We start from the raw sequence: 13,943 nt of genomic DNA, 5'->3' as shown, positions 1-13,943 counted from the left end.
ATAAAATAAATCTAATTACTATAATCATATATCCTTTTGAAAACAGGCTTCCATCTATGGAGTACGACATTGAACGAACATCAAGATTTATCATTCCAACTCGAAACGCTATTCAATGCCGACGACCAACAGCAACAAATAAGCTTACTGGGTGAATTTGTAGAAAATGGGTTAGATACAGGTTCTATTGCGCGTATTTTAGAGTCTTTCCCCGTTGATGACCGTGTGCAATTATGGCGACACTTGCCATTAGAAATGCACATTGAAGTATTAACTGAAATGCGTGCTGATGCTCGTGTGGCAATTCTAGAAGAACTGTCAGAGGCAGAGTTAAACTTCACTTTAGCTAAACTGGATAACTTATCATTAATTGAGTGGGCGGAGTCTCTGCCTGATGAAATATTCAGCCTTGCTTTACAACTGATCAGCCGTGATGAACTCGATTTATATGATGATGCAAAACAGTATGAAGATGACGAAGTGGGTCACTGGGCTGACCGAAAAATTGCAACATTACCTTTTAATGTCAGTGTTGGGCGAGCTAAAAAACTATTAAAAACTAATTTATTTCAATCGCATCAATATATGCACTTGATTAACCGAGCGCATAAATTTCACGGTATTGTGCAATACACAGATATTTTGACTGCTGATGATTCAGTTAAAATCAACACATTGAAATTAGAAGATTGCTTAGTGCTTAATGTGCACCAACCTCTCAATGAAAGTATTGAAGCCGTTGAGCACTCAGCCGTACCCAGTGTGGCGATTATCGACGACGATAATGTTTTAATTGGACAACTTGATTGGCAATTTGCGATTAATACTCAACGTGAAATTTACGAAACTCGCTTAATGGCCGGTACCGGTATGGATGAGGGCGACGATCTTTTCTCTCCTATCATTAAGAGTTCTAAAAAACGTGGCGTTTGGCTTGGTATTAATTTACTTACCGCTATCTTAGCCTCTGTAACGATCGGGTTATTTGAAGATGTAATCACTCAAGTCGTTGCACTGGCAGTATTAATGCCAATCGTGGCCTCTATGGGCGGTATCGCTGGTAGCCAAACATTAACCTTAATGGTTCGTGCGATGGCTCTCAATCAAATCACCCCTGGTAACCGCTTTGCGTTATTAAAAAATGAATTAGGGATTGGTTCAATCAATGGTTTGTTATGGTCATTAATTATCGGTGGTATTGCTGGAGCTTGGTTCCAATCATTCGCTTTAGGCGCCACAATTTCACTCGCGATTATTGTAAACATTATTACGGCGGCTCTGTTTGGGGTTCTTATTCCTATCACGTTAGATAAGTTTAAGTTAGATCCTGCGCTTGCTGGTTCTGTTATTTTAACTACTGTAACTGATGTGGTCGGCTTCTTTGCTTTCTTAGGAACAGCAAGTTTGGTGATGATGTAAACGCGAGATCGTAACAATAACCCCAATAAATAAACACTGAATCATCCCTTTGGTTCAGTGTTTTGTTTTAAAACCTTTCAAAAATAAAATCTAAAAAATGCTTTCTAACGCTCGCCTTGTACTTCAAAGTCATCAGAAATCAAACGTGCTTTACCATCGTCTTGAATTGTCCAATGTTCACGATGTACAACACCAAATGCTTTGTTCATCGTCCAATTCGCCGTTAATAGGTAACCATCTTCACCGATTGGCTCCCATTTAACTTCGGTATAATCAACATCAGCAAAACCTTGATCCATAATGTTTTGCCAAAATGCTTGGATCTCTTCGCGGCCTGTAAATGTACCAAATGGACGAGCTTCCATCACCGTACCTTCAGCGTATTGTATTGCACAACCTGCTGCATCTTGAGAGTTAAAAGCCTGTTGCCATGCTGAAATGCCAGCTTTGCATGCTGCTAAAATTTGTTCTTGAGCCATGATTGTTTCTCCTAATGTTTGTATAAAATGAACTATACGTGCATTATTAAAACCGAAAAACAAACCAATAAGAAATCACTGTTTAATAAAATAGAACAATAGGATTTAAAAGAGCATGAATAAACTTAAACAGATGACCCTTTTTATGACGATTGTTGAAACAGGATCAATCACTAAAGCGGCTGAGAAATTAGAACTGTCTAAGTCTGTTATTAGCCAACACTTAAAACAACTAGAGCATGAACTTGCTATTCCATTGCTCAAACGTACGACAAGAAAACAATCACTCACCGCCTCTGGAGAGCATTTCTATCTACAATGTTGTGAGATGCACAAATTAGCAGAAAAGGCATGGAGTGATATCTTACATCAGCAAGAATCGCCTCAAGGGAGATTGTCTGTCACCGCTCCGCACGCCTTAATGAACAGCATTGTTATACCGGCTCTTAGCTCCGTATTTAACACGCACAAAGAAGTGGAACTAAACTTAATTGCGCATGATGGACAGCTTGATTTGATGCAAGAAGAAATCGACCTAGCTATCCGCGTTGGCGAATCAAAATTAAGTAACCTAAAGCAGAAACGCATTGGAACCATACAAGACGTATTATGTATTGCCAAAGGCTATCCAGAGTTTGCTATTGATAGCATTGAGGCCTTGCCTTATGTTGCAAATCACTGGCAATCAAAACAAATTTCGCATCAGCTAATAAATACGACCACAAAAAATACCCGAGTTATAAACTTTATCGCTGCCCATCAAGTCAACACGGTTCAAAATAGTTTAGCTTTAATAAAAAATGGGTTCGGAATTGGGCTTCTTCCTGAGTTTATCTATTTGCAACATCAAGATGAGTTAAAAGAAGTATTACCCACTTTTGAAATGAAAGCGTCGAATGTCTATGCGCTTCATCCCTTTCATGGGCAAATTCCAATTAGTGTAAGAATGGCAATTGATGCCATTGAAAGTGCATTAGCCTAGTTATCTACCTGCTACACTTCGTTTTATTCATTGAATTATGAATTGTCTCAATATTTAGCAAAGTACCAACCAAAGAAAAAGGTATTATGTACGGATACATTTATCACGCATTAACCCTTTATATTCAAAGGAAAAAATTATGAAAATTCGTTTTTATCTTCTTGCAGCACTCACTATGACATCACTTTTTGGTTGTGGAGGAGGTGAACAATCTCTAAAAGTAACCGCAAGTGCATACACATCAAGTGTTGGTGAAACCGATGACACCCCAAACCTTGCAGCTTGGGGTGATACCCTTAAACCAGGAATGAAATCCATTGCCGTATCAAGAGATCTTATCGATATGGGGCTTACGCATAACCAAGAAGTAAGAATCGAAGGACTTGAGGGCACATACCTAGTGCTAGATAAGATGAATAAGCGCTGGAAAAAGAAGATTGATATTTACATGGGTGAAGATGTTGAGAAAGCAAGACAGTGGGGTAAAAAAGAAGTCGTTATCCATTGGACTGTAGAAGAAGAAAATAAGTAGACACTTAATAACTATCACTTCAACACTTTCAATTAAAGTGGCCTCATTATGAAGCCACTTTTTTATATCTAAATATAATACCCATTTCATTAATTATCTGACCATTATTACTGGTGAAATAACTCAATAGTTGCGTTAAAAATTATGATTGTAGAATAACTACTTATAAGAATTTTTGCCTTACTCTTAAGTGATTTTCCTGCGTAATAAATAGATCACCTAATTAGTTACATTGGTATAAAGATCCTAACTGCCGATCACACCACCATTATCTTTAGTCACCATCACAATAGTTGAGCGTGGTTTGCTATCTCCCCCTTCAGGGAAGTGTCCAGATGGATGCTGCACACCAACAAACATGGTTTTTTGATCTTCAGAAAAAGTGAGTCCGGTAATTTCACAGCCAATTGGCCCAGTTAAGAAACGACGAACTTCTCCAGTCTTAGGGTCACCACACAACATTTGATTATTACCCTGCCCTGCAAAATCCCCTTTGTTTGAGTAATTGCCATCGGTTTGAATCCATAGGCGTCCTGCTTTATCAAAACCAATACCATCAGGGCTATTAAACATATTGTCTTTATTGATGTTGTCACTACCAGCGTACAAATTGCCTTTATGAACCGTTGGATTGCCTGCTATTAGGTACAAATCCCATTGGAATGTATCACTAACATGATCGCCATTTGTAGGCTCCCAACGCACGATTTGACCGTAATGGTTTTCAGCTCGTGGGTTAACGCCATCGATATCTTGCCCTTCTTTAACACCACGATATTTATTATTAGTTAGTGTACAAAATACGTGTTTTTTATCAGGATGAATGGCAACCCATTCAGGTCTGTCCATTGTGGTCGCACCTACTTGTGTTGCTGCACGACGAGTAAAAATCATCACTTCAGCCTGGCTATTAAACCCATTTTCTTTGGTTAATCCATTTGTACCATAAGTGAGTTCTAGCCACTGGCCATCGCCTTCTAACTTATCGTCTTTCATTGCAAATTTAGCAACGTACAAGGTGCCTTCTTCAAGAAGATTACGATTGGCTGCGTTATTACCTTCTTGGTATTTATCTTTTGATACGAACTTATACAAATGCTCTCCACGCTCATCATCACCAAGATACACCACGACATGGCCATCATCATTAACGACTAATGCGGCATTTTCATGTTTAAATCGACCTAGCGCAGTTCGTTTTAATGGGGTTGAGGTTGGATCATTCGGATCAATTTCAACTACCCAGCCAAAACGATTTGGTTCATTCGGATTTTTAGCCACATCAAAGCGAGCATCAAAATTGTGCCATTGATATTTACTTTGCTTGGCTTTTACACCGTATCGTTTGTCATCTGGGGTTAATTCTATCGCTTTCTCTGAACCAAAGAATGAATTAAAGTTTTCTTCACAAGTTAAATAGGTGCCCCAAGGCGTTTCACCATTTGCGCAGTTATTAAAAGTACCCAATACTTTTTTACCTGTTGGGTCCGCTTTGGTTTTCAATAAATCATGACCTGCGGCAGGACCCGTCACTTCCATTTCCGTATTTGCGGTAATACGACGGTTTACTTTACTTGTTGGATCCAGCATCCACTGACCGTTCTTTCTTACAATTTCAACAATGGTAATCCCTACCGCAGCTTGTGCTTTGGCAACATCATCTGCCGTCATCGCTTTGCCTTGATGCGCGAACAAGTACTCATAATTGGTGTATTCATTATTGACCGCAAGAATGGCGCGATCTTTTGATAAAGGGAATATACTCATACCATCGGTATTATCACCAAATTGCTGCGCCTGTGCTTTCGAGTCTTGCTTACCGTTAGGGTTAAATTGAGGAGCATTCGCAAAGATAGGATCGCCCCACGACATCAAAGTACTAGAGCTATAACCTTTAGGAAGGATAATGGAATCACTGGTAGATGTTGGGATGGCCTCAAAATTTAATAATGAGCTATCCATACTACCAGCAATGGCTTTTGCTACTGGGTTTAACGCTAAAAAAGCGCCAACACCTGCCGCTGCTGTTCCCATCAGAAAACCTCGACGAGATAAACGTGCACTCACCATATTGCTAAAATCTGATTCTTTCTCTACAAAATTGCTCATCCTACTTCCCTTTTGAAATTGTTATTTTTATAACTACGTTTTATATAATCAGAAGTAGCGTAAAGGGGTTTGATGACAAAATTATTGAAGGGTTATGACGGTTTTATTGCGTGTTTAGAAAAATTTTTAACGTTAACAACCTATCCTTTAGATAAAAGATTGAGAATAGTGCCAACATCAGTACAATGCCAAAATCAACAACGTTGTAAACCATTCAATTTTGCATTTATACAAAGGCCTGTTACGTGGATAAACATGAAGAAGTTTTAGTCGCTATTCGTCAGATAATTCGAGCTATCGATTTACAATCGAAAAAACTGAATAAAGAATATGGATTAACGGGTCCTCAACTCATTTTAATGCGTGCGATTCAAAGTATGCATAACGTAACGATTAAAGAGCTATCAAATCATACCAATGTAAGCCAAGCTACCACGACTACTATCATTGACCGATTAGAGCATAATGGGTACGTTCAGCGCATTAGAAGTGAATCTGATCGCCGTAAGGTTCATGCACATTTAACAGAGAGAGGGGAAGAACTCCTCAATAATGCCCCCCTTTCTTTGCAAGATAACTTTGTCAACAAATTCCATAAATTAGAATCATGGGAACAAAGCTTGCTGTTATCTTCAATGCAGCGTGTATCTTCTATGATGAATGCGGAAGACATTGATGCCGCTCCTGTTTTACAACTCGAAAGCATTGCAAAGATTTAAACCTTTTTATATTGCCTATTTCAAATAAAAGCCTCTAACTATTAGAGGCTTGTTCTATTACTACGTATTTAATTGAATAACATTAATACTATATGCATCAATCCATAACTGTAATTTAATTTATTGTGTAACATAGGCACCTACATAGGGAAGACTTATAAGAAAATCACAATGGATAATTTCATTACTCAATTGCTGTTCTCCGCTTCAATTACTGGCCCAATCTGCTTAATGCTATTTTTGGGCGTTTTACTTAAACGCACTCATCTAATCAATGATAACTTTATTGAAGTCTCTTCTAAACTTGTTTTCCAAGTCACATTACCTGCAATGCTTTTTTTAAGTATCGTAAATGCTAACCATGATTTCGCATCTAGCAGCCATTTAATTATTTACGGACTTATCGCTAACTTCTTGTTCTTTATTTTTACTATTTACTCCACTCGGTTTACCTTTAAAAATAAACAAGATCACGGTGTCATTATTCAAGGGGGATTTAGATCCAACACGGCAATCATTGCTTTGGCTTATGTGGCAAATGCCTATGGAAACGCAGGTGTTGCATTGGCAGCTATTTATGTCGCAGCCACAACCATTTTATATAATATTCAAGCTGTGATCGCACTAACTCCGAAAGATGATAATGACAAACAAGCATTTGGCGTAATAGTGAAAACACTGACTAAGAACCCATTAATCATTTCAATTATATTAGGGATAGCTTGTTCTTCTCTCTCTGTCCCAATTCCTAAAATTATTACTCAAGCGGGACAATATTTCGCTAATATGACCTTACCATTAGCACTATTATGCGCAGGAGGATCACTCAACCTAACTTCAATGAAAAAAGATAATCTAGCTACATGGTTTGCGACTAGTTACAAACTGATATTAAGTCCAGCATTTATTACCATTGGAGGTATATTGTTAGGCTTTAGAGGGCTAGATTTAGGGCTTTTATTCTTTATGAGTGCGGCGCCAACCGCTGCTGCAAGTTACGTAATGGCACGCGCAATGGGTGGTAACGCTACACTGGCTGCAAACATCATAGCTCAAACGACAGTAGCATCCTTAGTCACTTGTACGCTTGGGATCTTCATTTTATCTTCGTTTGGTTTGATCTAACTCTACATGTCCGTGCTTTGGTTTTATTCCTTTTCATTGTAGATACTGCAACCAATCTTTAAACGCCTTGATTTTTTCATGTTCAAGTCCATTTGGTTTCCAGACAATGTAATACGCCAATTCTATATGACATTTCAAATCAGGAAATGGCTTAACCAATCGGCCACAATCTAAATCCTCTTGCACTAATACACTTCGGCCTAATGCCACGCCTTGGCCACTAATCGCCGCTTGAATAACAGACGCCGAATTATTAATTTTCAACCCCTTTTCTGTATTTATATTATGGATATTATTCTGCTTCGCCCAACTAGACCAAGAAGGAAACCCACTCTCTTTGGGTAAAGACAGATCATGTAATAAAGGAAAATCGGTAAGGTTATCTAAACTAAACAGCCCCTTCTTTACTAAATCAGGTGAGCAAACAGGAAAGACAGATTCCGTCATTAGTAATGATTTTTCTAACCCTTCCCAATTCCCTTTTCCATATCGGACGCCAATATCGATGCTCTCAGCAAGGTAATCAAGCGTTCGAATATTGGTATCTAACCGGAGATCCCATTCAGGGTGTGATGTTTGAAAGTCATCAATACGCATTAATAGCCATTTAGCAGCAAAGGCAGGGCTAACGGCAACCGTTAAAATGGGATTAACCTCTATCGGTTTTAACTGACTTAGTCCTTGTGATAAAGCATCAAATCCACGTGTAATATCAGGTAAACCTTGCAGAGCTTCCTTGGTTAATACTAAACGAGAAGCACCAGAAGGGCGACGCTCAAACAGAGAGACACCAAGCCACTCTTCCAGTAATTTCACTTGTTGCCCTATCGCAGCAGGAGTGACATTCAACTCTTTTGCCGCTAAAGAAAAACTCAAATGTCTTGCCGCCACCTCAAAGGCTCTCAACCCATTTAAATAGTTAATTTTCATAATATTCTATTTCCACCACCACATACCACTAAAGAAAAACTTTATTAATAGTATAGAAGTTCTGATTTGTTACGCCTAGATAAACATTACACAATAGACTTTATTACTCGCCATTCACGCAGGCTTATCATGAAATTACATACTGACTTATCGCTACAAGCGAATGCTTTTTTCACGGAATCAACATGGGTCCCATCACCTATTAAAGAAGTATCACGAAAAATGTTAGAGCGTGATGGTGGTGAAATTGCAACCGCAACAACCTTGGTAAATTACGAACCAAACAGCTATTTCTCATCGCACGTTCATACTGGCGGTGAAGAGTTCTTAGTACTGGAAGGGATATTTGCTGACGAACATGGCAGTTATCCTATTGGCACTTATATGCGCAACCCTATCGGCACGTCTCACGCGCCAATAGTAAAAGATGGCTGTATGATTTTAGTAAAGCTAGGCCAATATCAAGAAGGGGATACCACACCAGTACATATCAAAACTCAAGAACAAGAATTTGTTAAAGACGATAATCGCCTAGGGGTATTATTTCAGCCGCTACACCACTTTAAGCAAGAGACCGTTCGCCTTGAAAAATGGAAAGAGGGCCAAATTATTGAGCTAGAAAACCACGGTGGAATAGAAATTCTTATCGTAGAGGGCGAATTTACTCATCAAGATGTTCGCTATCAAAAATTTGATTGGTTACGTCTACCTATCGGAGATTCATTAAAGGCTACGACTGCTCAAACAGAGTGTTTCGTATGGATAAAAACAGGTCACCACTTACATCAGCGACAAGCGTAGGAGACGAATAATGAAAACCAAAAACCTTATTGTTGGCGCAGGCCTTAGTGGGTTATACACGGCATATCGACTTGAACAAATGGGAGAAGATTATTTATTGCTTGATGCAAGAGAGCGTATTGGTGGCCGTATTTTATCCTCATCTATTACTGGTTTAGAGTTACCAACCTCCCCCCTCAATACGGTAGATATGGGGCCTTCTTGGTTTTGGCCGCAAATGCACCCGCGCATCACTCAATTGATTGATGATTTAATGTTGCCTATTTTTCCACAGTACTCACAAGGTGCTTATTTATTAGAAAATCAGCCAAACAGCGCACCTATTCGTTATGAATCAGGGTTTGAGCAATCGCCAACGTCAATGAGAATTGCAGGGGGAATGCAATGCTTGGTAGATACCTTACTGGCCGCACTTCCAAGTCATAAAGTCCAATTTAATAGCAAAGTAACCCATGTTGAATATCATGAGCATGGTCAAACTACCGTCACGATAAATCACAATAGTAAAATGGAAAGCATTGAAGCTGAACAGGTCATTTTTGCACTGCCTTTGCGCTTATTAGCTGAAAGTATTTCTTTTACTCCAGCGTTACCTTATGAGTTAACACAGCGTTTTTCTGCAACCACCACTTGGATGGCTGCACACGCAAAGTTCTTTGCTATCTATAAATCTCCTTTCTGGCGCAAAGAAGGGTTATCAGGCTCTGCAAGCAGCCGTGTTGGTCCTTTAGTTGAAATCCATGATGCAAGTACCTTTGATGGCGTTGGTGCTTTATTTGGCTTTGTCGGCATTGATGCTGCGACTCGGATAAAAACAGGCGAAACTTTAATTAAACAAGCAGCAATAGAGCAACTGACAAGGATCTTTGGTGAGAAAGCGAACTCTCCTATTGATATAAAACTGTTAGATTGGAGCCAAGAAGCATTAACGGCAACAGAAGCTGATCACCAAGCTCCTAGCGCTCACCCTCACTATGGATTACCGGCATCAGCAAAAGCGTTGAATAAATTTCATTGGTATTTTGCAGGAACAGAAGCCGCACGAGAAAATGGTGGTTATTTAGAAGGTGCATTAGAAGCGGCCGATGTGGTACTTGCAAGCCTCAGTGATAACTAAAAAATAAAAGGCCAAGTTATTTGATAACTTGGCCTTCTCTTAATTTATCACTCTATAAGCTCATTGCTTAGCAGCTGTGTTCCATTAAGAACTGTACATCGTCTTCAGCAGTATAATAAACAGGGTCTTTACCGTGAGAGAACAACTTAAGTGGTTTCTCATTGGCTGTATGGTAGCTCAACTTACCATCAAGAACATGCAACCATGTGCCTTCAGGGATCCCTACCACTGGCTCATGTTTATTCACTTCTAAAAACTCTTGAATGCGCTCATCACGAGTTTCACCAAAATGCCCTTCAACTGATGCTTCTAGATAATGAGGATTAATTTGGAATGGCACTAGATTCAATGAAGGAAGAATAGCCCCTGTAATAATAGGCATATCATTGGTCGTACGAATGGTTGGACAACCGATGTTCGTACCAGCACTCCAACCTATATATGGAACTCCATTATCTAATACCGCTTTACGAATAGGACCAACTAAGCCTAAATCATGCAATGTTTTATTTAACACCCAGGTATTACCGCCACTCACCAAAATACCATCCGCTTCTTGAATGGTTTTGACAGGATCTTCTGAGCGATGTAGACCGGTAACTTTACAATCTAACCCAAGATGATCAAAGGTTTGTTGAACCAAGGCAACACGAGCATCATGGCTAGAGCGAATAACCGCATAAGGAATAAGCACCAGATTCTTGGCTTTTGTTCGTTGAATTTGCTCAACAATCGCTTCACTTGCAAATTCCATTACAAAATTGTTACCTGCAATCTTGCCATTACTCAATAATAAAATATCCATCTTCTTACTGCCTTATGTCTATTTAACACATCGTTATAGCTCTCTTCTCATATTTTAAAGAAAATTAAGCTATGTGATGACGAAAGAGATAAAAACATATCAGAAATGATTGGCTAAAAACTTGTGTTAGATCGAATCTATAGTCTATAAATTATGGCAAAACAAAAAGAAATCACAGCATGATCACAAACAAGACAAAAAATATCTGATCATCAAAACTTGTGACCAAGGAAAATATAGGCATAATGCCCTACATAAATTAATACACAGCTCAAAAAAACGTCACTCTTTACGACGTCTATCTACGCTCATATGAGGTGCAATGAAAATACCAAACAGATTACTACCATTAGTTGAAGATGGTTTAATAGATGAAGTTCTAACCCAATTAATGAGCGGTAAAGAAGCCTCGGTCTACATTGTACGTAGTGGCGATAATATTCAGTGTGCCAAAGTTTACAAAGAGATCGAACAACGTAGCTTTAAACAAGCGGTAGCGTATCGTGAGGGGCGAAAAGTAAAAAATAGTCGTCGTGCCCGCGCGATGGAGAAAGGCTCTAAATTTGGCCGTGACGAACAAGAGAAAGTATGGCAAAACGCAGAGATTGATGCGTTATATAAGCTGTCAGAAGCTGATGTTCGTGTACCAACGCCTTATGGTTGCTTTGATGGTGTATTACTCATGGAGTTGGTTACCGATGATGAGGGCTCTGTCGCACCTCGTTTAAATGACGTAACTTTAACCAAAGAACAAGCAATGCGAGATCATGATTTAATGATCCAATATGTCACTCGTATGCTGTGTGCAGGTATTGTGCATGGTGATTTGTCTGAATTTAACGTATTGGTCGATCATCTCGGCCCTGTAATTATCGATTTACCTCAAGCGGTAGATGCTTCGGCAAATAACAATGCAAAATGGATGCTTGAGCGTGACGTAAACAACATGACTACTTACTACGGTCAATACGCTCCAGAGCTGCTTGGTTCTGAATACGCAAAAGAAATGTGGGCACTGTATGAAAGTGGTGAATTAACACCAAATTCAAAGCTTACTGGCGTATTTATTGATGATGGCAAAGATGCCGATGTTGATGGCTTAATGGCTGAAATCAACGCCGTAATGGAAGAAGCTCGATTACGAAAAGAACGCCAACTTGAAGACCAAGAATTGGATTAATCCATACTTTATCGAACATTATAGAAGTAGATAACGGACTATCTACTTTCTCATGCCACCTCTTCCTCTGATTTCTCTTCCTTTTTAAATTTATGATTCTCAATAAAGTAATCCACTTGATTTGCTGTTTCTGTCGCATAAAGCAAACTCGTGTGGGAATAGTTTAAACACAAGTGGTCAGTCAACTCTGGAAGTAAAGTTTCTTGAACCGTCACTGTCCCATCTGAAGGTTGATGATCTCGAATCATTGGCGGACGTAAACCAATAGGTAATGTCCCAGCAATAGAACCAATAGGACAATTAGCTGTTAATTTAGCAACATCGACCAACCCCTGTCTCTTCGAGCTTCCTAATATAAAACCCAATTTTTTACTTTGAAGTTCTTTAGCAATAGAAGCGCCTTGGAGCGGAGAGCCAATCGTAACAATGGAATCTATTGGTGTATTAATATCTTGATGATAATTAGCAAAATGGACGGCTAAAATGCCACCTAAACTATGTCCAAGAACGACATTTTTTTTAGATACAGATAAACAGCTATGAATGCGCTTAAAAAGGACCATTTCATTAATACGAAGTGAATTATAGCTAATGACTTGTACCGTATGGCCTTTCTTTTTTAACCGGTCAGCAAGAGGTTTCATTACCACGCCATGCATATATAAGCCATGCAATACCACTATATTCGCCATTATCTACTCCTAAAATTCACTCTTTATAAGACTATATCAGGAGGAAATAGTTCTCATAGTCTATAAATATGATTTATTACAATTAACAATAAATCGTACAGATAACTGTGATCATCAATGTATAGTTTATATTTACTCTTTTTCTCGAGTGAACCACCAACATATCAATGAGGCTAATGTCACCATTATAACCCCTTGCCAAAACTGCATGGTTAGCTCAATATCTAAAATCCATGCAGAAAAGAAAGTTGAAAAGATCGGAGTAAAATAAGAAAACGTCGCAAGCAATACCATGTTGCCGCCAATAATTCCGATATTCCATAAAGCATAACCACTGCCCATCACTATACCAGCCAACAATAAATCGATTATTGCATCACTGGTCATCACAATCGACGCTTCATCACTAATTGTATATTTAGCCCATAGCGATATAGCGGTGGCGATAAAAACCAAGTAATTGCATTTTTACCATTAGCTAGCTTTTTGGTGACATTACAATAGATGGCCCAAAGAAATGCCCCAGTAAATGCCAATAAATAACTAATCGGGTTAGTTGCTGCATTAGCCATTAGTTGAGAAACAGAAAGACCTTCATCCCCACTCAATGTCCATGCAACCCCAAAAAAGGACAAGAGTATTGCAGGGTAAATCACCTTACTTACAGGCTTATTACTAGAAAGCACAGCAAAAAGAACCGTTAATGAAGGCCATAAATAATTAATAATACTCATTTCAACCGCTTGATTACGGCTGTTTGCCATCCCAAGCGCTAACGATAGACATATTTCATAAGTGACGAACAACCCACCACCAATTAGTAAATAACGAATTGAAAATAAACGAAGTTTTGGCAATCCAACCACTATAATTAAAAACAGTGAGCCAACACTGTATATCATCGCAGCGCCACCAATCGGGCCAAGTTGTTCAGTTACGTTACGAATAAGCCCGACAATTAAACTCCATAATAAAATGGCAGTACACCCTGCCACGGTATACTTATATGAGGTATTCAATTTTTTGTTCCTAATTACAAGGTCTCTAATAACA

General features: G+C 38.9%; 13 protein-coding genes and 1 pseudogene. 8 read left to right on the top strand and 6 right to left on the bottom strand.

Translation table 11 applies throughout. From position 1 onward, the window contains the following. Positions 1 to 69 precede the first annotated feature (69 nt). Positions 70 to 1,419: a magnesium transporter gene (locus PVK63_RS09910; protein WP_274440366.1), complete on the top strand. Its 1,350-nt coding sequence runs from the start codon at positions 70 to 72 to the stop codon at positions 1,417 to 1,419. Between the two features lie 104 nt (positions 1,420 to 1,523). Here PVK63_RS09910 and PVK63_RS09905 read toward each other — a convergent pair whose 3' ends face one another. Then, complete coding sequence (locus PVK63_RS09905) at positions 1,524 to 1,898, bottom strand: nuclear transport factor 2 family protein (RefSeq protein WP_274440365.1); 375 nt, start codon at positions 1,896 to 1,898, stop codon at positions 1,524 to 1,526. Positions 1,899 to 2,013: 115 nt separating this feature from the next. On the opposite strand from PVK63_RS09905, the gene PVK63_RS09900 reads away from it, so the two are divergent. Next, on the top strand, positions 2,014 to 2,880 hold the full coding sequence (locus tag PVK63_RS09900) for a LysR family transcriptional regulator (protein ID WP_274440364.1): 867 nt from the start codon (positions 2,014 to 2,016) through the stop codon (positions 2,878 to 2,880). Between the two features lie 139 nt (positions 2,881 to 3,019). Continuing rightward, positions 3,020 to 3,412 carry a 3D domain-containing protein gene (locus PVK63_RS09895; RefSeq protein ID WP_274440363.1) on the top strand — a complete coding sequence of 131 codons (393 nt, stop codon included), beginning with the start codon at positions 3,020 to 3,022 and terminating at the stop codon, positions 3,410 to 3,412. A 246-nt stretch (positions 3,413 to 3,658) separates the two neighbouring features. Here PVK63_RS09895 and PVK63_RS09890 read toward each other — a convergent pair whose 3' ends face one another. Continuing rightward, positions 3,659 to 5,521, bottom strand: a complete 1,863-nt coding sequence (locus PVK63_RS09890; protein ID WP_274440362.1) for a PhoX family protein — start codon at positions 5,519 to 5,521, stop codon at positions 3,659 to 3,661. A gap of 245 nt (positions 5,522 to 5,766) precedes the next feature. Here PVK63_RS09890 and PVK63_RS09885 point away from each other — a divergent pair, with 245 nt between their 5' ends. Together PVK63_RS09885 and PVK63_RS09880 are read left to right on the top strand one after the other, a co-directional pair. Further along, positions 5,767 to 6,240, top strand: a complete 474-nt coding sequence (locus PVK63_RS09885; protein ID WP_130044854.1) for a MarR family winged helix-turn-helix transcriptional regulator — start codon at positions 5,767 to 5,769, stop codon at positions 6,238 to 6,240. A gap of 171 nt (positions 6,241 to 6,411) precedes the next feature. Next, a complete protein-coding gene (locus PVK63_RS09880; RefSeq protein WP_274440361.1) occupies positions 6,412 to 7,365 on the top strand; it encodes an AEC family transporter in 954 nt (317 codons plus the stop codon). A gap of 33 nt (positions 7,366 to 7,398) precedes the next feature. Here PVK63_RS09880 and PVK63_RS09875 read toward each other — a convergent pair whose 3' ends face one another. Continuing rightward, entirely contained in the window at positions 7,399 to 8,295 is an 897-nt protein-coding gene (locus PVK63_RS09875) for a LysR substrate-binding domain-containing protein (RefSeq protein ID WP_274440360.1), read from the bottom strand. Between the two features lie 129 nt (positions 8,296 to 8,424). Here PVK63_RS09875 and PVK63_RS09870 point away from each other — a divergent pair, with 129 nt between their 5' ends. Continuing rightward, the gene (locus PVK63_RS09870) at positions 8,425 to 9,096 is read left to right on the top strand and encodes a cupin domain-containing protein (protein WP_274440359.1); all 672 of its coding nucleotides are present in this window, start codon (positions 8,425 to 8,427) and stop codon (positions 9,094 to 9,096) included. Between the two features lie 10 nt (positions 9,097 to 9,106). Further along, positions 9,107 to 10,213 carry a flavin monoamine oxidase family protein gene (locus tag PVK63_RS09865; RefSeq protein WP_274440358.1) on the top strand — a complete coding sequence of 369 codons (1,107 nt, stop codon included), beginning with the start codon at positions 9,107 to 9,109 and terminating at the stop codon, positions 10,211 to 10,213. Positions 10,214 to 10,280: 67 nt separating this feature from the next. Here the strand turns inward: PVK63_RS09865 and pepE are convergent, their stop codons facing one another. After that, positions 10,281 to 11,018: a dipeptidase PepE gene (gene pepE / locus PVK63_RS09860; protein WP_274440357.1), complete on the bottom strand. Its 738-nt coding sequence runs from the start codon at positions 11,016 to 11,018 to the stop codon at positions 10,281 to 10,283. Positions 11,019 to 11,340: 322 nt separating this feature from the next. Between pepE and PVK63_RS09855 the strand changes: the two genes are divergently transcribed. Then, positions 11,341 to 12,198 (top strand): PA4780 family RIO1-like protein kinase, encoded by an 858-nt coding sequence (locus tag PVK63_RS09855; protein WP_130044860.1) that lies wholly within the window; start codon positions 11,341 to 11,343, stop codon positions 12,196 to 12,198. Between the two features lie 50 nt (positions 12,199 to 12,248). On the opposite strand, the gene PVK63_RS09850 is transcribed toward PVK63_RS09855, so the two are convergent. Both PVK63_RS09850 and yddG read right to left on the bottom strand, forming a co-directional pair. Then, positions 12,249 to 12,890, bottom strand: a complete 642-nt coding sequence (locus PVK63_RS09850) for an alpha/beta fold hydrolase (RefSeq protein WP_130047034.1) — start codon at positions 12,888 to 12,890, stop codon at positions 12,249 to 12,251. Positions 12,891 to 13,022: 132 nt separating this feature from the next. After that, positions 13,023 to 13,909: pseudogene (yddG, locus tag PVK63_RS09845) on the bottom strand (aromatic amino acid DMT transporter YddG). Positions 13,910 to 13,943: the final 34 nt, after the last annotated feature.

This window comes from Aliivibrio sp. S2TY2 (assembly GCF_028765525.1).
Classification (GTDB): domain Bacteria; phylum Pseudomonadota; class Gammaproteobacteria; order Enterobacterales; family Vibrionaceae; genus Aliivibrio; species Aliivibrio finisterrensis_A.
The sequence above is the reverse complement of the archived record's forward strand: the minus strand, read 5'-3'. Positions and strand labels throughout refer to the sequence as shown.